This window comes from Flavobacterium gawalongense (assembly GCF_007097265.1).
GTDB lineage: Bacteria > Bacteroidota > Bacteroidia > Flavobacteriales > Flavobacteriaceae > Flavobacterium > Flavobacterium gawalongense.
Genome location: NZ_VJZP01000008.1, coordinates 68,029 through 88,299, shown reverse-complemented (window position 1 = coordinate 88,299; position 20,271 = coordinate 68,029). Strand labels below are relative to the sequence as shown.

Annotated in this window: 18 protein-coding genes; 5 read left to right on the top strand and 13 right to left on the bottom strand. The window is 33.8% G+C overall.

Translation table 11 applies throughout. The features are described 5' to 3' along the window. The first annotated feature begins 64 nt into the window (after positions 1 to 64). Entirely contained in the window at positions 65 to 1,153 is a 1,089-nt protein-coding gene (meaB, locus tag FNW38_RS06565) for a methylmalonyl Co-A mutase-associated GTPase MeaB (protein WP_185963101.1), read from the top strand. Positions 1,154 to 1,187: 34 nt separating this feature from the next. Here meaB and FNW38_RS06560 read toward each other — a convergent pair whose 3' ends face one another. The 4 genes from FNW38_RS06560 to FNW38_RS06545 all read right to left on the bottom strand — a co-directional run bounded on the left by FNW38_RS06560 (position 1,188) and on the right by FNW38_RS06545 (position 5,036). Then, the gene (locus tag FNW38_RS06560; RefSeq protein ID WP_143387716.1) at positions 1,188 to 1,913 is read right to left on the bottom strand and encodes a hypothetical protein; all 726 of its coding nucleotides are present in this window, start codon (positions 1,911 to 1,913) and stop codon (positions 1,188 to 1,190) included. 451 nt (positions 1,914 to 2,364) lie between these two features. After that, positions 2,365 to 2,595, bottom strand: coding sequence for a hypothetical protein (locus tag FNW38_RS06555; protein ID WP_039110009.1), 231 nt, complete (start codon positions 2,593 to 2,595; stop codon positions 2,365 to 2,367). 81 nt (positions 2,596 to 2,676) lie between these two features. Continuing rightward, the gene (locus tag FNW38_RS06550; protein ID WP_143387714.1) at positions 2,677 to 3,585 is read right to left on the bottom strand and encodes a prohibitin family protein; all 909 of its coding nucleotides are present in this window, start codon (positions 3,583 to 3,585) and stop codon (positions 2,677 to 2,679) included. A 68-nt stretch (positions 3,586 to 3,653) separates the two neighbouring features. Then, positions 3,654 to 5,036: an MATE family efflux transporter gene (locus tag FNW38_RS06545; protein WP_143388471.1), complete on the bottom strand. Its 1,383-nt coding sequence runs from the start codon at positions 5,034 to 5,036 to the stop codon at positions 3,654 to 3,656. Between the two features lie 275 nt (positions 5,037 to 5,311). Between FNW38_RS06545 and FNW38_RS06540 the strand changes: the two genes are divergently transcribed. Continuing rightward, positions 5,312 to 5,782: a hypothetical protein gene (locus FNW38_RS06540; RefSeq protein WP_235890161.1), complete on the top strand. Its 471-nt coding sequence runs from the start codon at positions 5,312 to 5,314 to the stop codon at positions 5,780 to 5,782. A gap of 49 nt (positions 5,783 to 5,831) precedes the next feature. Here FNW38_RS06540 and FNW38_RS06535 read toward each other — a convergent pair whose 3' ends face one another. The 3 genes from FNW38_RS06535 to FNW38_RS06525 all read right to left on the bottom strand — a co-directional run bounded on the left by FNW38_RS06535 (position 5,832) and on the right by FNW38_RS06525 (position 10,216). Then, positions 5,832 to 7,610, bottom strand: coding sequence for a cytochrome-c peroxidase (locus tag FNW38_RS06535; protein WP_143388469.1), 1,779 nt, complete (start codon positions 7,608 to 7,610; stop codon positions 5,832 to 5,834). Between the two features lie 93 nt (positions 7,611 to 7,703). Continuing rightward, positions 7,704 to 9,152 carry a PhoX family protein gene (locus tag FNW38_RS06530; protein ID WP_143388468.1) on the bottom strand — a complete coding sequence of 483 codons (1,449 nt, stop codon included), beginning with the start codon at positions 9,150 to 9,152 and terminating at the stop codon, positions 7,704 to 7,706. A 182-nt stretch (positions 9,153 to 9,334) separates the two neighbouring features. Continuing rightward, positions 9,335 to 10,216, bottom strand: coding sequence for a PPK2 family polyphosphate kinase (locus FNW38_RS06525; RefSeq protein WP_143388467.1), 882 nt, complete (start codon positions 10,214 to 10,216; stop codon positions 9,335 to 9,337). Positions 10,217 to 10,413: 197 nt separating this feature from the next. Between FNW38_RS06525 and FNW38_RS06520 the strand changes: the two genes are divergently transcribed. Together FNW38_RS06520 and FNW38_RS06515 are read left to right on the top strand one after the other, a co-directional pair. After that, a complete protein-coding gene (locus FNW38_RS06520) occupies positions 10,414 to 11,250 on the top strand; it encodes a DUF6929 family protein (RefSeq protein ID WP_143388466.1) in 837 nt (278 codons plus the stop codon). Between the two features lie 2 nt (positions 11,251 to 11,252). Next, positions 11,253 to 11,969, top strand: a complete 717-nt coding sequence (locus tag FNW38_RS06515; protein WP_143388465.1) for a 3-ketoacyl-ACP reductase — start codon at positions 11,253 to 11,255, stop codon at positions 11,967 to 11,969. A gap of 725 nt (positions 11,970 to 12,694) precedes the next feature. Here FNW38_RS06515 and mtaB read toward each other — a convergent pair. Continuing rightward, complete coding sequence (gene mtaB / locus FNW38_RS06510) at positions 12,695 to 14,023, bottom strand: tRNA (N(6)-L-threonylcarbamoyladenosine(37)-C(2))-methylthiotransferase MtaB (RefSeq protein ID WP_143388464.1); 1,329 nt, start codon at positions 14,021 to 14,023, stop codon at positions 12,695 to 12,697. Positions 14,024 to 14,182: 159 nt separating this feature from the next. Here mtaB and FNW38_RS06505 point away from each other — a divergent pair, with 159 nt between their 5' ends. Next, positions 14,183 to 16,216: a S9 family peptidase gene (locus FNW38_RS06505; protein WP_143388463.1), complete on the top strand. Its 2,034-nt coding sequence runs from the start codon at positions 14,183 to 14,185 to the stop codon at positions 16,214 to 16,216. 117 nt (positions 16,217 to 16,333) lie between these two features. On the opposite strand, the gene FNW38_RS06500 is transcribed toward FNW38_RS06505, so the two are convergent. The 5 genes from FNW38_RS06500 to FNW38_RS06480 all read right to left on the bottom strand — a co-directional run bounded on the left by FNW38_RS06500 (position 16,334) and on the right by FNW38_RS06480 (position 20,143). Further along, positions 16,334 to 17,131 carry a Cof-type HAD-IIB family hydrolase gene (locus tag FNW38_RS06500; RefSeq protein WP_143388462.1) on the bottom strand — a complete coding sequence of 266 codons (798 nt, stop codon included), beginning with the start codon at positions 17,129 to 17,131 and terminating at the stop codon, positions 16,334 to 16,336. 23 nt (positions 17,132 to 17,154) lie between these two features. After that, positions 17,155 to 17,373, bottom strand: a complete 219-nt coding sequence (locus FNW38_RS06495; RefSeq protein WP_143388461.1) for a DUF2007 domain-containing protein — start codon at positions 17,371 to 17,373, stop codon at positions 17,155 to 17,157. A gap of 117 nt (positions 17,374 to 17,490) precedes the next feature. Then, positions 17,491 to 18,090 carry an REP-associated tyrosine transposase gene (locus FNW38_RS06490; RefSeq protein WP_143388460.1) on the bottom strand — a complete coding sequence of 200 codons (600 nt, stop codon included), beginning with the start codon at positions 18,088 to 18,090 and terminating at the stop codon, positions 17,491 to 17,493. A 67-nt stretch (positions 18,091 to 18,157) separates the two neighbouring features. Then, positions 18,158 to 18,883 carry a DEAD/DEAH box helicase gene (locus FNW38_RS06485; protein WP_143388459.1) on the bottom strand — a complete coding sequence of 242 codons (726 nt, stop codon included), beginning with the start codon at positions 18,881 to 18,883 and terminating at the stop codon, positions 18,158 to 18,160. Between the two features lie 96 nt (positions 18,884 to 18,979). Continuing rightward, complete coding sequence (locus FNW38_RS06480) at positions 18,980 to 20,143, bottom strand: sigma-54-dependent transcriptional regulator (protein WP_143388458.1); 1,164 nt, start codon at positions 20,141 to 20,143, stop codon at positions 18,980 to 18,982. Between the last annotated feature and the right edge of the window lie 128 nt (positions 20,144 to 20,271).

Below are 20,271 nucleotides of genomic sequence, written 5' to 3'. Positions count from 1 at the left end.
ATAAGGCAATCGCTTTTTGAAACTGTTTTTGTTTTCACTACTTTTACTTTTCAAAAAAATAGTTTTGTCGAATAAAAAAAATCACCCTAGCGCCTTACACGAAAAACCTGGAATTTCTCCCCCTGAAATTATCAGTCCAATTGCTGTTGAGAACATCAAAAAAATTAGAAAAGTTCAGCCTTCTTCTCAAGAATTGGTCGGTGGAATTTTAGCAGGAAACATAACAGCGTTGAGTCGAGCGATTACACTGGTTGAAAGCACAAATAGCAATCATTTGGCGAAAGCCAATGAAGTAATAAATGCTTGTTTACCTCACGCTAATAAATCCGTAAGAATAGGAGTTACAGGAGTTCCAGGTGTTGGAAAAAGTACTTTTATTGAAGCTTTTGGAAAATATTTGACCAGTTTAGGCAAGAAAGTGGCTGTTTTGGCTGTTGATCCCAGCAGCACCATATCGCATGGAAGTATTTTGGGTGACAAAACCCGAATGGAAGAATTAGTTAAAGATGAAAATGCTTTTATTCGTCCTTCAGCATCGGGGGAAACATTGGGTGGCGTTGCACGAAAAACCAGAGAAACGATTACCCTTTGTGAAGCAGCAGGTTTTGACACGATTATTATAGAAACCGTTGGTGTTGGACAAAGCGAAACTGCGGTTCACAGCATGGTTGACTTTTTTTTATTATTAAAAATCTCTGGTGCTGGTGATGAATTACAAGGCATTAAACGCGGCATTATGGAAATGGCCGACGCCATTGTCATCAATAAAGCAGATGGTGACAATATTAGAAAAGCCAATTTAGCAAAACTAGAATTCAACAGAGCACTGCATCTTTTTCCCGCAAAAAAATCAGGTTGGATTCCCTCAACTGCCACTTGCAGTGCGATTACTCATGAAGGAATAAGTGATGTTTGGAAAACTATTGAGCAATTTCTGGAGCTGACAAAAGACAATAATTATTTCTTTGAAAAGCGAAAAGAGCAAAACCAATATTGGATGCTGGAAACTATCAACGAACAGTTGAAATTGAATTTTTACAATCATCCTGAAATTCAGCAATTATTGGATTCAACTAAAAAAGCGGTGCAAAATGATGAAACTTCACCCTTTGCAGCCGCTAAATTATTATTGGAAAAGTATTTTAAATTTTAGTCACGAATAGCTCAAATTTTAGAAATATTATTTTTTAACGAATGTTACCCACGGAATTTTTAGCCGTATCATGTTTCGTTTTTAAAACCCCATTTTCTATAGTAAAACCAACGCGAACCTGAGTTTTTAAGGTGTCTTTTAATCCAGAAGTCGCTTTTTCAACTATAACAAATGATAATTCAAATTCACCATCTTGCAATTCCAACATCGAATCACTACTATCCTTATCTTCCATTTTCCAGACCAGTTTTCCGGTTCTTGCATAGGAGGCTGCAGCTGCACCACCCCCGGCCCCTCCTGCTAAATTACCCACACTCGAAACTGCAGCCGAAATAATAGCACCACCGGGCAAAGCCCCACCCAATAACGAAGCACCTTGTGATAGCGCACTACCAGCAGCATGTAGCCCTTGATTTACTTTTTCACCAAAAGCGAGACTCTCATTTCTCGACAATTCAACAATGCTACTATTAGCTGTATTAATTTTGTATCCTGTAGCAGAAGGAAATAAAACAACACAACCACCTTCAATTAATGCTACATTTATTTTACCAGCATTTACTTTTTCGCCAAATGTTGCGCCTTGTGTTTGTTTTGGGACGGTAACATTCATCGAAATCCTGTTTGGCATCCCCCCATTTATGTTGTTTATATTGCTTTTTGCATTTACTATCGTTCCTCCTTTTACCTGAGCAAAACTATTTTGCGTCAACAAAAGCAGAACGATAAGAACTTTTGAAATTGTTTTTGTATTTTTCATCACAGTTTAAATTTAATGGTTTATAGTACTATATCAATAAAGGTTAGTTTTTGTTACCCAAAGTTTTATTTTTTTATCCAAAAAAAACAAAACGAAACTATCTCAAAATTAAAACATTAAAGTTAAACTAATAACCTGAGTTTGATTATTAAAGTATTGATTTTTATTACCGTTTATAATCCTGCAAGGTTTCCAAAACCTTGTAGGTATCATTTTTTAGATTTACATACCTCCAAGGTCAAAAAAAGACCTTGCAGGAAAACCAGTTAACCGCAAATTAATGATATACAATTTATTAGTAGTAAAATAATAATCGAATTCAGGTTAATATTATTTATAACTAGAATCATCAAAAACAAAATTAAACGAAAATAAAAAAACGGTGCAAATGATGAAATTTCATCCTTTGCAACCGCCCCCACTATTATTGAAAACATATTTAAAAATAAACTTACTCTTTTTCGTAACGTTCCATTTCCCTGTCGTAAAACTCATTGGCAAGAACTATTAATCCTTCCATTTCTGCATTCAATTCCCCTTCATCAAGATCTTCCGCTTCTTCCATGAACTCAACTTCGTCATCTTTCAGATTGATTATAAATCGAGGATAATCAAGGTGTATGATGAAAATATCTTCGGGAAAATCAGTATTGTCGCCTAGTAAAAATTTTGGTAATTCCATAGTGTTGTTTAATCGTTAATTTGGTTATTTGTTTAATCGGTTATACGAATTGACGATTAACCGGATAAACTTTTTAAAAATTTATTTATCAGAAAGAATAACTGGAGCATTTCCTCTACCATTCATAAAAATGATTTTAGTATTAGGAGAAGCTGCTAGTTCTTTTTGTGCTTTTATTTGTTCATATTGCAATTGTTTATCTGACAAACCTGTCGAAATAATTCTTTGGTAATCCGCAATACCTTGAGCTTCCACTCTTTTTCGTTCTGCTTCCTGCTTTTCTTTTTGAAGTACGAAAGTCATTTTTTGTGCATCTTGTTCGGCATTTATTTTACTTTCAATAGTTGTTTTTACAGAAGTAGGAAGATTGATATTTCTAATTAATAATTGCTCTAAAACTAATCCTCTAGTTTTAAAATCGGCCTCAATAGTTTTGAAAATTCGTTGTTGAAATTCATTCCTTTTGGTAGAATATAAGGCTACTGCATCATAATAAACCGCGTTATCACGAATACGGGTTCTTGTTACGGGACGAACAATTTTATCCGAATAATTTACTCCAATTTGTTTGAAAATTTTCGGCGCTGATTCTGGTGAAACACGGAACAAAACTGTCAAATCAATCACCACTTCCAGACCGTCATTTGACAAAACACGAATCGCATCATCACCTTCTTGAACACCTTCTCCGTGGACTGCTGACATGGTGTAGTTTTGGGTTTGAATATCAAATTCAGTAACATCCAATAATGGATTTATTAAATGTAAACCACTTTCCAGAACATCGGGCTGTACACTTCCGTACAGCGATTTAACTCCCACTTTACCAGCATCAATTTGTTTAAACATTGAAGAAAAAAGTCCCAAAGCGATTAGTAAAACTCCAATAATTTTAAGAGTATTCGCAAATTTAGAAAACGGATTTACATTGCTTTTTAATGTAAAACTTAAAATTAATAAAATTATTCCAAGAATAATAAATAGTATCATTTTTTTGTTTGATTGGTTTGTACGCTTATTATACGAGTAAAGAAATTAGAAATTACATAAGAACAATATTAGTTTTTATGATTCTTTAAAACCAATTTTCTTGTTAATCCCGCAAAGCGAATATACAAAAATAAAGCGGCTGCTGTTAATCCTGCTAAAAGTCCTATCCAAATCCCCACCGCTTTCAGTTCCGTGTATTTTCCTAAATAATACGAAATTGGAAAACCTATAATCCAATACGCCACAAACGTTATATACATTGGTATTTTCACATCTTGCAAACCACGTAATGCACCCAGAACAACGACTTGGATACCATCGGAAATTTGGAAAATAGCTGCTATCAAAAGTAATTTTGAAGTTATGATGATAATTTCTTTGTTGTCTACCATTTGAGCTGAATCGGACATATTTAGGAACAAATGCGGTAAAAAATTATGGAATACCACAAAAATTATTGCAAAAAAGGTTTCCAGAATAATGGCTAATAGAAAAATAGATCTCGCTACTATAATCAAATTTTTATAATCATACATTCCTTTGGTATGACTTACTCTGATCATTGCCGTAACGCTCAAACCCATAGCTACCATAAAGGTAGATGATGCCAGAATAAGTGCAATTTGATTGGCTGCCTGACTGTTTTTTCCTAAAGAACCTGAAAGCCAAATCGCAGCTGTAAACAAGGTTACTTCAAACAACATTTGCATCGCCGAAGGCAAACCAAGATTGATGATTTTTTTTAAAACTGATTTTCGTATTTCTTTAAAACTAAAATTCTTAAAATATTTTTCCAACACTGCATTTCTTTTCATAAGATAATGCATAAAAACTACCATCATTATCCTTGACAGTACTGTTCCTAATGCTGCACCTAGAATCCCTAATTTGGGGAAAATCCAAATTCCGTAAATCAGTACATAATTAAAAAATACGTGCACCACATTTGCCATAAAAATAGCGTACATCGAATATTTTGTTTTGGCTAAGCCATCAGCAAATTGTTTGTACCCCTGATACATAATCACTGGAATTAAAGAAAACGCAACCCAATCAATATAAGGAGCAGCGAGATCAGCCACTGCTTTGGGTTGGTGCATTAAGTACATGATTTGTTTGGATAACACTGTCAAAATGAATAGTGCAACTCCTAGAACCGTACACAAAAGCAATCCATGATGAAAAGTAGAACGAATTTTTTTATCATCGTTTTCGGCATCAGCCTCAGCAGTCAACGGAGTGATTGCAGTAGAAAATCCTATTCCTAAAGATAAAGCTATGAATATAAAGCTGTTACCCAGAGAAACGGCCGCCAACTCCGTAGAACCCAATTTCCCAACCATAAAATTATCGACTATTCCTATCAAAGTATGACCGAGCATTCCTAAAATAACAGGATATGCTAATTTAATATTATAAGAAAACTCTTTGGTATATTGAGATAAATTCACTTTTGTTTTTTTGTAGGCAAAGATAATTAGAAGCTTTCAATTCTATCGATACTATTGCATATATAACACCCCTTTTTTATTGGTTTTTTGAACAAAACAAGGAATTCTATAACAAAACCAAATAATTCTGTAACATTTCGAGCAATTGCGGGCTATACATTTGTAACGTTGTTTTGTGCCAATTAAAAAATCAGAATGACGACAAAAATTATTTAAAAAAAACAATTATGGAAATCGCAGGAAAAATTAAAACAGTATTTGTATTAGCAATCTCAATGATGTTTGCTAGCAACGTAGAAGCACAAGAAACAACAGAAGTTGAAAATTACGATCAAGGATTCCGTTTAGGAATTGGTATAAATGGTGGCCTACCTACTGACAATGACCTATACAACTGGTCATTAGGTGGAGATGTTAGACTTCAATATGATTTAACAAAGAGAACTTCTTTAACTTTAACTACAGGTTTTACAAATTTATTTATTGATAATGATGTAAAAGATTTAGGTTTTATTCCAGTAAAAGCTGGTTTCAAAGCTTTCGTTTGGGAAGATCAATTCTATGTTTTAGGTGAAATTGGTGGTGGTATTGCAGTAACTAATGGTTACAAACAAGACACTTACTTATGGGCTCCCGGAATTGGATATGCAGGTAAAGATATCGACATAAGTTTACGTTATGAAGCTTATACAGAATACGACACAGATCAAATTGCACTTCGTGTAGCTTATGGTTTCAAACTATAAAAACACATAATTCTTAAAAAAATGCGCTGAAATTCAGCGCATTTTTTGTTTAATATTGTGAATACTTTGTATCAGCTAACGTTTTCATAAAGGCAATAAGTTGCTTTTTTTCTAAGACTGTCAGGTTTAGTTTATCTTCAGGCAGAGTTTGGTTCTCTAATTTGAACCCCAAACCATTCCCACCGCCATCATTATAAAAATCAATGACCTCTTCCAGCGTTTTAAAAACACCATTGTGCATGTAAGGTGCTGTCAATTCAATATTTCTAATAGTCGGTGTTTTAAAAGAATTTCTATGAATTTCGGCTTTCGTCAACTCGAATTTTCCTAAATCAGGATCTAATTTTTTATGCTTATCAGGAACGCCCAATACCTCGCTTTCTGATTTCATAAAACTTGGCGGCACCGTTCCGTTTGTTAATGGAATAAAATGACAGGTCGCACATTTTGCTTTTCCGGCAAAAAGATTAAATCCAGCGATTTCATCCAAATTAAACGTTTTATCTCCCCGCATGTATTCATCAAATTTTGAATCGTAATCACTCAAAGACCTGATATAAGAAGCTAATGCATTTTTAATTGCAAATTCATCTATTGCGGTTTTTGGAAATGCTTTTTTAAATTTGATACAATAATTCGCATTCTTTTTTAAAGCCAAAACTGACTTTTTCAAAGAACCGTGCATTTCATTTTCATTTGTAATTACAGCTACTGCTTGGTCTTCCAGATAATTGACTCTGGAATCGGAAAAGAAAACACGTTGAAAAGCGATATTAGACAGCGTTGGCGTATTCCTTTTAACCAACGATTGTCCATCTAATGAAACTGCTTTTTCTAATCCGTCGGTAAAAGCTTTGTCAGCATGATGACAGAAAGCACAGGAACGAGAATTATTTCCGGACAAAATAGGATCGTTGAACAATAATTTCCCTAACTCGATTTTTTCTGGGGTCGTTTCATAATCTGGAAATGCTGAAAATGCCTCAACGTCAAAAACGTTTTTGTCAAAAAGTGTTTGGGCAGTTGTCTTTAATCCTCTCGTTTCTTTGATAAAAGGAATTTTCAAGCTCACTTGGCTTTTATATAGGCCCTTACCTAACGGATTCGCCATTTCCCGAATAAAAACTGCTCGGTCAAATTCATTAAACTTGGTATTCTTTTTTAAATACTCTTTAGCTTGTTCAATAGTTTTTAAAACACCTTGAAAAGATACATCTTCTGAATTTTCAGTATAAATTTGATTGTACTTTTCTATATTTTCTAATGCTGACAATGCTTCAGGAATAGAATTCTGTGCAATTGGAGAATCAAACCCAGTTATTCCCAAGGTTATAATTCTAAAAACTTCCAAACGCATCGCATCAAAAACATGGGAATCAGTTAATTCGTTCGTTTGTGACACTTTGTCCAATCGCTTTAAATTGGCAGAAAGAATACCCATTTCCTTCAATAATTCAGCTTTTGTCTGGGAATTATAAGTTGGGAAAATAAATTCTTCAATCACTTGAAATCCTTCTGGAGGCAAAGTCTTCCCGTCGTTCTCTTCAAATTCTGCCAAAGCTGGACCATTTATAGCTTTAGAAACAACTGGAAAATAATATTCACTGATCATTTCCACTTGTTTGTAACTAGTATGAGCTTTCAGAAATTGTTTTTGAAGTTGAGATGTTGAGGAATTCAATTCAATTAAATGCTCCAGCTTAGAAACTTCATCTATAACTTTTAGAATATCTGATTTGAATAAATTATTTACTGCTTCATGCTTAGGGATAGTATTCTGGCAAGAGACCAATAAAATTAGAATCAATAAAATGCAACTGTTTTTCATGATAAATTCTAATAACTTTAAAAAATTGTAAAAACAAAAACCACGATTCCCAATAAGAAACCGTGGATATTTGTAACTATTTGATTGGGTTTATTATCTCGCTAATCCTTTGATTAAAACGATTTGACTTGCCTGATCTTCATTTGGACGATTGGTTCCTCCATCAACTCCTTTGTATTTTGTTCCTCTCCAAGTATGAGGCTGAACACTTAATAAAAAAGTATCATCAATTCCTAATTGTTCGGAAACATCGATCATTGCACCATATTCCCAATCACCAAATTCTGAAGTTCCACCTACATTATACTTAGCAGCATCAGTAGCAGTACGACGGTGGTCTAATTCCACAACCACTTTCAATTGTTTTGTAGCCATATTGTATTGATAGATATAAGCATCGTGAGTTTCATCGCCATATCCATTAGCATCTTCCTGAACATAGACGTAGTTTTTTGTCACACAAATATTATCTGGATTTTGAAATTTCCCTGCAATTCCAGTACGGTCATCACCATCAAGAATTACTTCAAGAGTCCCTGCTAAAGGATTATTTGCATCCAAGTTCAATTTGTAAACTCTACCATATTTCGTTCTTGAAGCATCAGCATTTGATCCGGTAGTATTCTGACCTGTAACGTTAAAATAAATTTCTCTCGCTCCGGCATCGGTACCTTTCTTATAATCCAAATCCTCTACTCTACCAAATTTGATTCCTTTCAATGTATTTACTGATGCATTTATGGCAGCTCCAGTCATAGTAGTATGATTATCAATTTTCACAAAAGATACGCTGTAGGTTTGATTAGCAACCATATCTTTTTCTCTCTGGTTGTTATCCGTTCTTTTCATCATATACAAAGAACCATCCGCTAAATCCCCAATAGTGTTTGATACATACATAAATACTTGACCTCCATTTGTCCCAGAATCATCATCCCCAATAACAACCACTGTTTTTTCAGCAAAAGCAGTCGCTTTCAATGGCAAAGCATTTTCAGCACTTAATCGTCCTAAACCCGGTAATTCTTTAGAAACTGATGCCGAACCTACATCACCAAAAGGATTTACAGCATGTGTGCGGGATTCTTCCCCTGACTCTCCACAAGTTAAATACAATGGCCCAAAACCATTCTCAGCAACCGTTGCCATTGATGCGCCACATAATCTCCAAGTTCCTCCATTTGAATTCAATAAATACTCCCCTTTTGTAGGTTTGAATGTTTTGTCAAATGTGACTCTTGATACGGCAAAATTGTCTTCATGGTTCACCAAAAAAGTAAAAGTTCCATCAGCATTTTTTAATAATCCTGATCCATCAGCAGATCCTCCAAAAACAAAATTTGGACTTCCAGCCAAAACATCATCCGAAGTAATAAGTGAAAAAAGTTCCAAGCTTTCAAAACCAGCTTGCTTTTTTAATAATACCGGAGTTCCAGATTGGTTGGCTAAAACCACACTTGTAGTTTCAATCGAAGATTTAGCATCATTTTCACAAGAGATTAATGAAGCTAAAAATAACATTGGTAAAATAATTCTTTTCATTTTGGTAAATAGTTTTAAATTCAATGCAAAGAAATGCGCTGAATTTTAACTTTAAATGAATAGAATATTAAGAAAAAACTAAGAATTCGATTGTTTTTCTATTCAAAAAAATAATTAATTTACTTGCTAACTTTATAGTAATGCAATCATGAACTTGAATTAACTTTATACAAAAAAACATTTTACTTTTCTTTCTTCAACATTTCTTTATATATTTCAATATTTCCCCTGATTTTTTCATCCATTTCAGGTTCCTGAATATCAGTGTGTTTTTGCATTTCTTCCAAAATAATTTCGGCTACAATATAACGAGCCATTTCCTTATCGTCAGCAGGAATAATATACCAAGGCGCATATTCAGTAGATGTTTTATTAATTGCTTCTTCGTAACAATGCATATAATCACCCCAACGTTCTCTCTCTTTCAAATCACCAGTAGAGAATTTCCAGTTGTGCTTTTGTTCTTCTAATCGACGTAACAAGCGTTGTCTTTGTTCTTCTTTACTCATGTGTAAAAAGAATTTCAGCATGATAATTCCATTTTGAGTAATGTGCTTTTCGAAATTATTGATTTGTTCCATTCTATTTTCCCAAAACTGTGGCGTAATAGCGGAAACATTTTCAATTCCCGGCAAATTTTCATTCAGTATATATTCTGGATGTACACGTGTTACCAAAACATTTTCATAATGCGATCTGTTAAAAACCGTAAATTTTCCTTTTTCAGGCAAAACCAAATAATGCCTCCATAAATAATCATGTTCTAATTCACTTGGGTTAGGCGTTTTAAAACTATGTACCACGACACCGCGCGAATTAAATTCCTTAAAAACTTCCCGAATCAAACTATCCTTTCCTGATGTATCCATGCCTTGAAGACAAATCAAAACGCCATACCGATTGTGAGCATACATCACATCTTGTATTTCACTCAATTTCACTTGAACTTTATCTAATTTATCTTCCTTTTCATCATCACTGTTCCCATTAAATAGGTTAGTCGGAATGCTGGACAAATCAATTTTGCCAACCACTTTAAAATCATCTGGATTTATGGACTTCATAAGAAATAATTTATCTTTGTTAACTCAAATATAACAAATAATAAGGAGCATTTTCCAGCTATTCGTTTCAATTTTTTATTATTTTAAAGAAAAATAATAAAAAGATTTCCACTGCAAACGGAGTTCACTGAACTCCGATGAAAATAGAAATTAAGTGAAGTAATCTGGGCTAGGCACTCGTTTACAAAACAAATACAATGGAAAAATTCACACTCGAATTACTATTTCAAATCATCGGAATTGGTTCTGCTTCAGGACTCATTTACAAAGACAATACCCTTCTGATTATTGGGGACAACAGCGGTTTTCTTTATGAATATTATGTTGATTCCGGCGATTTAAAACGACATCCATTAATAGAAAATCCTTCTGAAAACATTCTTAAAAAAGAAAAACCAGATTTTGAGTCGATTACGCATTTCGGTGATAACCTGTATGTTTTTGGTTCCGGTTCCACCGAAAAAAGAAACAAAATGGTGCAAGTTAACTCCGAAAATAAAAAAGTAATTACCACAACTGATTTGGCTGACTTGTATTTAGTCATGCAAAGTTTCGGAAAAATAAAACCCGAAGATTTTAACATCGAAGGCGCAATTTATAATGGCGAAAGCTGGTTTTTATTCAATAGAGGAAACGGAAGCTCAAATAAAAACGTCCTTTTCACTATCGAAGGAGAAAATTTGATAAACGATTTCAATATTCTTTCAAACGAATATAAACTCCCTAAAATAATAGGAGTTCGCAGCAGTTTTACAGATGCGGTTTTAGTGGATAATAAAATTTATTTTTTGGCAACAGCCGAAGACACTCAATCCACTTATGATGACGGCGAAGTTTTAGGAAGTCTTATTGGTAGTATTAACCTGAAAACCATGGAAATCGATTTTACTGAAAAAATCAGTAGCACCCATAAATTCGAAGGATTGACTTTATTCAAAAACTCCAATGAAAAAATCGAGTTCCTGCTCTGTGAAGACAAGGATATTGATGTATTAGAAACGGATATTTATAAATTAACATTAGATAAAAAATAAAGATGAACGACTTAAAAAATAAAAATGCCCTGATTACTGGCGCAGGGAAAGGAATTGGAAAAGCAGTTGCCATTGCTTTGGCAAAAGAAGGTGTAAATGTTATTTTATTGGCACGAACGCAAGCTGATTTAGATGAAGTAGCTCAAGAAGTAAATGCTTTGGGAGTAAAATCATTGGCATTAACCGCCGATGTTGCTGATATCAATTCTGTAAACTCAGCTGTTGAAAAAGCGTTAGACGATTTCAAAACCGTTGATATCTTAATCAATAATGCAGGAATTGCCGCTTTTGGAAATTTTTTAGAATTAGAGCCAGCTGCTTGGGAACGCATCATTCAAGTAAATTTAATGGGAACGTATTATGTAACACGTGCTGTTTTGCCTAATATGATTGAAAGACAAACAGGGGATATTATCAATATTTCCTCAACAGCAGGATTAAGCGGAAATGCTTTAACCAGTGCCTATAGTGCCTCAAAATTTGCCGTTTTAGGATTAACGGAATCGTTGATGCAAGAAGTGCGCAAACACAATATTCGAGTAACGGCTCTAACGCCAAGTACGGTTGCCACTGATATGGCCAAAGATTTAAAATTGACCGATGGAAATCCCGAAAAAGTAATGCAATCAGAAGATATGGCCGAATTAATCATCGCACAACTCAAATTAAACCGACGCGTTTTTATAAAAAACAGCAGTATTTGGTCTACGAATCCTTAAATTATTTACCGTTTTTTGAATCTTTAAAAATATTTTATTTACTTCTAAACCATTGAAATAAATTAAGAATATTAAGCACTTAATGATTAAGTCAAATACTTTTAGATCTTTTTTTGAATGAAGTAGAATTATAATTTTTTTTCTGCGTAAATCTGTAAAATCTGCGTGAAAATTGCACGCAGATTTTACAGATTTACGCAGATTTCAATCTAAAAAAGAATGAATCAAAACTATTATTTATATTTAGATAACCCGTTGGGTGCAATTATTCAAAACGTCAGTTCGAGGCTTAATTTTTTTACAAAAAAAGCAATATAAAATGACGTATTATTCTTGCATGTTAATTTTGTTAAATTATTAATTTTCAATACATTAAATAAAAACGTCAATGGTAGTGTTTTTGTGGAGTAAAACGGAACAAAAAATGTATCGAGAACCGTTTTTAATAATAATTTTCTAGTTCTCGATATAATTTTCTGATGAAAATCACTGAACTGACGAAAATTAAAATTAAAAACTAATTACACCCAACAGGTTATAATATAAAAATAAGTTTACTGTCTTTTTTGTGTACCGGCAAACGGAACACTAAAAAAAGAGACTTAACTAGTTAACCATATAAGAAATATAAGTTCATTTAAGTCAATACTTAAATGAACTTATATTTCTTATATGGTTTAAATTGTATTTAAACTATAGAATTACGAAATTCGTGTTTAATTTTTTTAAACTAAAACATTTACAAAATCCATTCGTACACTTCCATCTTCATCAATTTTTGTCAAATTAATTTCATGCAAGGTATTTACTAATTCCGGATTCCAAGGTGTTTTTACTTTCACGTAATTTTCAGTAAAACCGTGAATATACCCTTCTTTGTTTTCGCTTTCAAACAAAACTGTTCTATTGGTTCCTACCTGACTTTCATAAAAAGCACGACGTTTTTTAACAGACAAACCACGCAACATTTTGCTACGTTTCGCACGAACATTAGCGGGAACAACACCTTCCATTGCTGCAGCTTCCGTATTCTCACGTTCCGAATACGTAAAAACATGCAAATACGAAATATCCATATCATTCAAGAAATGATAAGTTTCCAAGAAATGTTCGTCAGTTTCACCAGGAAAACCAACAATCACATCCACACCAATACAAGCGTGTGGCATTACCTCCCGTATTTTATTCACTCTTTCGGTATATACTTCCCGTTGGTAACGACGCTTCATCAACTTCAGAATATCATTGCTTCCGGATTGCAACGGAATGTGAAAATGCGGTACAAAAGTTCTGCTTTTCGACACAAATTCTATGGTTTCATTTTTCAATAAATTCGGTTCAATCGACGAAATTCGCAATCTTTCGATTCCTTCCACTTTGTCTAATTCCTGAACCAATTCCAAGAAAGTGTGTTCGTGTTTTTTATTTCCAAATTCTCCTTTACCATAATCTCCAATATTTACTCCAGTAAGAACAATTTCTTTAATATTTTGTCCCGAAATATCTTTAGCGTTTTTCAACACATTTTCGAGTTCATCACTTCGCGAAATTCCTCTCGCCAATGGAATCGTACAATAGGTACATTTATAATCACAACCATCCTGCACTTTCAAGAAAGCACGTGTTCTATCCCCAATCGAGTAACTACCTACATAAAAATCGGCTTCAGCAATCTCGCAAGAATGCACTTCCCCAAAATCATTTTTAGACAAATCATTGATATAATCCGCCAATTTAAATTTTTCAGTTGCACCAAGAACTAAATCCACACCATCAACTGCCGCTAATTCTTCCGGTTTCAATTGTGCATAACAACCTACCGCAGCAACAAAGGCCTTATCATTCAATTTCATTGCTTTTCGCACCACTTGCTTGAATTGCTTATCTGCATTTTCCGTCACTGAACACGTATTAATAACATACATATCAGCCACTTCCTCAAAATCTACACGATCAAAACCCTCGTCTTGTAAATTACGAGCAATCGTAGAAGTTTCTGAAAAATTCAGTTTGCAACCAAGTGTATAAAAAGCAACTTTTTTTCTATTTCCCATAATGGTAATCAACTACTTACATAATTTATTATTATATTTATATCCATGTAAGTATAGTTTGCAAATTTACAAAGAAAACCCTAGAAATAAAAAGATAAAATTTTGTAACTTTTTTTTTACAACAGTGACTAACCTTTAAACCATTTAAAACTTTATTTTATGAAAAAACAAACCTTATGCCTCTTTGTATTCCTAATCACTATTAGTAGTATGATGGCTCAAACCGAAACAAATCAAACAACAATTCCAGTTTTAGACAGAGAATTATTTTTTGGTAATCCCGAAATTTCTGGCGGACAATTAAGCCCAGATGGAAAATGGATTTCTTTTATGAAAGTATATGAAGGGATAATGAATATTTGGGTTAAAAAATTTGACGAACCTTTTGAAAAAGCACGTCCGCTTACCAATAGCAAACGTCCAATGTATGGCTATTTCTGGTCGAACGATGGCAAATATATCTTGTATGTAAAAGATGAAAATGGCGACGAAAACGTTAATGTCTTTGCCGTTGACCCAATGACAACAGCAGAAGTAAACACGGTTCCTGTTTCTAGAAATCTAACCCCCTTAAAAGAAATTACAGCACAAATAAACTTGGTTAGCAAGAAAAATCCAGATTTGATGATGGTTTCTTTAAATGATAGAGATAAGGCTTGGCACGATTTATACCAACTTAAAATTTCTACAGGCGAACTTACTAAAATATACGAAAACAAAGACAGGGTTACAGGTTATGACTTTGACTGGGACGAAAATTTAAGAGTACTTTCTAAAACCGATAACAAAGGAACTACAACAATATTTAAAAAAGAAGGAGATAAACTCACTCAGATTTATGAAACATCAGTAACAGAACAAGCTTATATCGCCAGCTGGACACCTGACAACAAACAAGCCTATTTTGTAACCAATAAAGGTGATTTAAATCTTTCAACCCTGTTTTTAATGGATTTGGACACTCAAAAAATGACCAAAATAGAAAGTGATCCGAAAAACAGAGTCGATTTCGGAAATCTAAACGTTAGTGAATTAACCCGAAAATTAATTTCTACATCCTATACCGATGACAAAACCGTTTATACATGGAAAGATAAAAAATGGAAAGAAAATTACAAATTCTTACAATCAAAATTTCCAGGTAGAGAAGTAGATTTTCAAAGCAAAACTAAAGACGAAAAGAAATTTTTGGTAGCAGTTTGGGGAGACAAATATGCGCCTGAAGTTTATTTTTTTAATTCAGAAACCAAAGAATTACTTTCACAATATGTACCAAGACCTGCTTTAAAAAAGGCTGAACAATATTTAGCTCCAATGAAATCGATTCGTTATAAAAGTAGCGATGGTTTAGAAATTACAGGATATTTAACTTTACCCGTTGGAAAAAGCAGTATGAATTTACCAACAGTAATTTTAGTTCATGGTGGACCAAAAGGGCCAAGAGATACTTGGGGTTATGATGCTGAGGCACAATTTTTAGCCAATAGAGGATATGCCGTTCTACAACCTAACTTTAGAGCTAGTGGCGGTTATGGAAAAGAATTTTTAAATGCTGGTGATTTACAATGGGGGAAACTGATGCAGGACGATATTACTTGGGGTGTTAAGCATTTAATTTCTGAAGGTATTGCAAATAAAGACAAAGTGGCTATTATGGGAGGAAGCTACGGAGGTTATGCTACTTTGGCTGGTTTAGCTTTTACTCCAGATTTATATGCATGTGGTGTTGATATTGTTGGACCAAGTAATATCTTTACATTATTAGAGTCAATACCAGCTTATTGGGAATCTGGCAGAGCATTTTTATACGGAATGGTTGGTGATCCAAATACAGAAGAAGGTAAAAAAAGAATGCATGAAGCAAGCCCTTTATTTAGTGCCGATAAAATTGTAAAACCACTACTAATTATTCAGGGGGCAAACGACCCAAGAGTTAAAAAAGCAGAAGCAGATCAAATTGCTATAGCTTTGAGAGACAAAGGAAAACAAGTTTCCTATCTTTTAGCCGATGATGAGGGTCATGGATTTGCAAAACCGATAAACAGAATGGCAATGTATGCCGAAACCGAAAAATTCTTAGCAGGAGTTTTAGGTGGGCAATTTCAAGAAGAAATGCCTGAGAAAGTTGCAAAAAGATTAAAGGAAATTACTGTTGATATTAACATGGTAACTTACGAATCTAAAAAGGAATAAAATCTTTTAAATTAATCAGCAAGAAGGAGTTATTATTTGGTACAACTCCTTCTTCTTTTTAATTATACTAACCCAATTGCGTGTAGTTAAAATCAGGTCATTTAGTATAAGAAATTTTTAGTTTAAAATAAATCGGCGTACTACTTCAGCCACGCCATGATTATTATTTGAGGCAACAATAACATCTCCTTTATCTCTCAATTTCGGATCTACATTATCGACCCAAACACCCAATCCTGCATATTGGATCATCGTTAAATCATTACCCGCGTTTCCGACAGCTATAATTTCACTTTGAAGAATGTTCAGTTTTTCTGCCAAAAATTTTATACTGGCTCCTTTATCAATCCCATTTTGTGCTACTTCAAGAAAAAAGGGTTTTGACATACTTACACTAAGATGTGGCATGGCAATTTTCAAATCTTCCTCTACTTGTTTTAGATAACTTGGCTCTTCTAATAAAATACATTTTACAGCTGCGGATTTAACCTCATCTTTAAAACTAAGCACTTTATTGTGTTCTAAACCTGTGATGTTTTTTTCAATTTCAATATATTCAGAATCCGTTTCGCTGACAATTTTCCCATCTAAATAAGTAATAATATGTGTTTTACTTTTTAAACTGTAATCGTATAAATCATGGATTTGTTCCTGAGTCAAGGTTTGCTCGAAAATGACTTTATCTTCTTTTAGATCCGTAATAACAGCGCCATTATAAGATATCATATACGAATTATGCAGTTGTAATTCTTTGGCATAAGCAGTCATTGCCGGTGTTGGCCTACCGGAAGCCAGAATAATATGCACACCCAATTCCTGTGCTTTAAGCAGCATTTCTTTATTCTCGTTTGAAATGGTATGGTCATCGGCTAACAAAGTGTCATCCATGTCCAAAACTAACATTTTATATTTCATTATATTTTTTATTGCGAATATCTTTAAATACTCATTCTGAATTCTTCAATAACTGGATTCACTTTTGCAAATTCCGTTTCCTGAACGAATAATTCCACTGCTAAATCTGAATTTCCAAAACCTCCCAATCGAGCTGATTGTATGTTGTTTTTTAAAACGGTATCTACTCCTATTGCTTCAATTCTCTCTTGCAACGCTAAAGCTAAAACTTCACTTCCCGAAAACACTTTCATTAATCCCATCTTATTTATATTTAATTTTTTAGCTCCGCAAAGCTTCTAACTTTGAGGATGTGTAAAAGGTCTCCTGACCTTTTTATTTTTTAACTTAATACTATTTTCAGTTTTATTCTGAACCCATTACCAAATATAATTATTCGTAATTGAAGACGGTTTTAAAACGTCAATTATCGGATTGTCGACTTTTGTAATTTCTATGATTCCTTCATCATTAACGTAATTAGATGCACTAGAATAACTATAATGCGAAGCCTTTGAAACTATTCCAGTCCGAATTGGATTCATATGAATGTAATCTAATTTAGACCACATGAATTTTTCGGAAAATATTTCTTCCGGATGGCTACCATATTGCCAAAACTGATACTTTTCATTACGTGTATGACTCTTACAGGCAAATTCAAATCGTTTCAACATCCAGTCCGCCCTACTTTCTGGTCCGTTTTCTATTTTATTTAAAATAGTTTTTGCCGTAAACTTTTTGAAATCTCTAATCAAATCAGATAATTTACTTTCTTCTGATTGAATAATCAAATGAATATGATTGGACATAATTACGTATCCGTACAAAATCATCCCTTTGTTTTTTATGCAAAAATCTAAACTTTCAATAATGCAATCTTTATAATTTTTTCTAGAAAACACATCTACCCAATCTACAACCGTTGCCGTTATAAAATGAGGTTTTGATTGATCCCGGATAATGTAGCCTTCTTTCATATTGTAATTATTTCAGTCTAAGACTGAATTTCACTTCCTCAAAGTTGAAAACTTTGCGGAGCATAAATTATTTATTACCATTTTCTTCATCACCTTCTTGCTCCTCGAAGTCATCTCCTGCTTCAGGTTCGAAATCTTCTTCATCCTCAAAATCTTCATCTTCGTCTTCATCCTCTTCATTTCCATCAAAATCGAATTCAAAAGGCTCCACCAACATTTTTTCAGCAAGAATTTCTATTCGCTCTGTGAATTGTTCCGAGAAAATAATGCGTTGCGTTCTAGTGATACTATTCGAAATACGCATGATTTTAGTTTCATGACGCAATTTCAAAATTGGGTCTGCATCATCCAAAATAAACATTTTCAATCGATTTACATTATAACCGGCAGTGGTAAACATTTCGCTTAATTTATTTGGAGTCCCAATCAACACATCTATTCCGGTAGAAATATAATTTTTATCATATTCCATATCGCCTTTGTCATGCACACCATATACTCTCAAATCCGTATAATTTCCAAACTTCTCGAAAAGCTCTTCCATTTCCAGCACTTTGGCTTTATCTTCAACAATTATCAAAGCACGAGGCGATTCTTCTCCTTCACGAACCAATTGTTGGATTACATTCAGCACAATTGTAGTTGATTTTCCGCTTCCTTTTGGTGCAATAATAATACAATCTGCCCCACTTTTTAAGGTCGAAAAGGTTTCTTGTTGCATTGCATTGGCCTCGGTTAAACCGTTTTCAATTAAGGCTTGCTGTAACTTTTCGTTTATTTTTTTTAGTTTCATTTCTTATGATTGAAAGATTAAAAAATGAAAAGATTGAAAGATTAAAACAGATGCCAAATCTTTAAATCATTAAATTTTTAAATCATTAAATTAGTTTTATTTACTTGCGAATAACTTCACATCATTTTCGGAAATTTCGCTTCCGCCAAGGATAATCAAGCGTTCTACTACATTTCGTAATTCACGGATATTTCCTGTCCAATCGTATTCTTGCAATAAATGAATCGCTTCTTTTGAAAACTTTTTTATAGCGTTTCCTTGCTCAGAAGCAATTTTATCGGCAAAATGTGAAATCAACATCGGAATATCTTCTCGTCTGTCATTCAATGATGGTACTTTTATCAGGATAACAGCCAAACGATGGTATAAATCCTCACGGAAACGCCCTTCAGCAATTTCTTTTTTCAAATCTTTATTGGTAGCTGCAACCACACGAACATCAACTTTAATATCTTTATCCGCTCCCACTCTGGTAATCATGCTTTCTTGTAAAGCACGTAATACTTTGGCTTGCGCCGAAAGGCTCATGTCACCAATTTCATCCAGGAAAATAGTTCCTTTATCAGCTGCTTCAAATTTTCCTGCGCGATCTTTTACGGCCGATGTAAAGGCCCCTTTTACGTGGCCGAATAATTCGCTTTCTATCAATTCAGATGGAATAGCTGCACAATTCACTTCGATTAACGGGAAATTAGCTCTTTCACTTCTTTCGTGTAATTGATGGGCAACGAGTTCTTTTCCGGTTCCGTTTGGCCCCGTGATTAAAACTCTGGCTTCAGTTTGTGCCACTTTGTCAATCATCAGTTTGATATGATTGATAGCTTCGCTTTCGCCAATCATTTCGTAGTTTTTACTGACTTTTTTCTTCAGAATTTTATTTTCAACTACGAGTTGTTTTTTGTCTAAAGCATTACGAACCGTATTCAATAATCGATTCAAATCTGGCGGTTTTGAGATGTAATCAAATGCACCCAAACGCATCGTATTGATGGCCGTTTCCATATCGCCATGACCAGAAATCATAACCATAGGAATTTCAGGTTTGATTTTTTTGACTGCTTCCAATACTTCAACACCATCCATTTTTGGCATTTTGATATCACACAAAACCAAATCGTAATCGTTATTTTTTATTTTTTCAAAACCTGCAGCACCATCTTCGGCTTCTTCAACCTGATAGGTGTCGTTTTCTTCGGAGAGTATTTTTGTGAGTACTCTACGAATAGCGGCCTCGTCTTCTATGATTAGTATTTTTGACATATTTTTATTTTTTAGCCCCGATCCGATTATAGTGGAAATCCTTTTTATTTTTCTTTAAAAATAAAAAGATTGCAACGGAAAGCGGGAAATAGCTCCATAAATTAATTAAATTTTAACGGATACTGAAA

Bases quoted from the DNA above. Each gene is read 5' to 3' on its own strand.
- FNW38_RS06560 (WP_143387716.1), bottom strand. From the start codon at position 1,913: ATGAAAAATACAAAAACAATTTCAAAAGTTCTTATCGTTCTGCTTTTG.
- FNW38_RS06555 (WP_039110009.1), bottom strand. From the start codon at position 2,595: ATGGAATTACCAAAATTTTTACTAGGCGACAATACTGATTTTCCCGAA.
- FNW38_RS06550 (WP_143387714.1), bottom strand. From the start codon at position 3,585: ATGATACTATTTATTATTCTTGGAATAATTTTATTAATTTTAAGTTTT.
- FNW38_RS06540 (WP_235890161.1), top strand. From the start codon at position 5,312: ATGATGTTTGCTAGCAACGTAGAAGCACAAGAAACAACAGAAGTTGAA.
- FNW38_RS06535 (WP_143388469.1), bottom strand. From the start codon at position 7,610: ATGAAAAACAGTTGCATTTTATTGATTCTAATTTTATTGGTCTCTTGC.
- FNW38_RS06530 (WP_143388468.1), bottom strand. From the start codon at position 9,152: ATGAAAAGAATTATTTTACCAATGTTATTTTTAGCTTCATTAATCTCT.
- FNW38_RS06525 (WP_143388467.1), bottom strand. From the start codon at position 10,216: ATGAAGTCCATAAATCCAGATGATTTTAAAGTGGTTGGCAAAATTGAT.
- FNW38_RS06520 (WP_143388466.1), top strand. From the start codon at position 10,414: ATGGAAAAATTCACACTCGAATTACTATTTCAAATCATCGGAATTGGT.
- FNW38_RS06515 (WP_143388465.1), top strand. From the start codon at position 11,253: ATGAACGACTTAAAAAATAAAAATGCCCTGATTACTGGCGCAGGGAAA.
- mtaB (WP_143388464.1), bottom strand. From the start codon at position 14,023: ATGGGAAATAGAAAAAAAGTTGCTTTTTATACACTTGGTTGCAAACTG.
- FNW38_RS06505 (WP_143388463.1), top strand. From the start codon at position 14,183: ATGAAAAAACAAACCTTATGCCTCTTTGTATTCCTAATCACTATTAGT.
- FNW38_RS06500 (WP_143388462.1), bottom strand. From the start codon at position 17,131: ATGAAATATAAAATGTTAGTTTTGGACATGGATGACACTTTGTTAGCC.
- FNW38_RS06495 (WP_143388461.1), bottom strand. From the start codon at position 17,373: ATGGGATTAATGAAAGTGTTTTCGGGAAGTGAAGTTTTAGCTTTAGCG.
- FNW38_RS06490 (WP_143388460.1), bottom strand. From the start codon at position 18,090: ATGAAAGAAGGCTACATTATCCGGGATCAATCAAAACCTCATTTTATA.
- FNW38_RS06485 (WP_143388459.1), bottom strand. From the start codon at position 18,883: ATGAAACTAAAAAAAATAAACGAAAAGTTACAGCAAGCCTTAATTGAA.
- FNW38_RS06480 (WP_143388458.1), bottom strand. From the start codon at position 20,143: ATGTCAAAAATACTAATCATAGAAGACGAGGCCGCTATTCGTAGAGTA.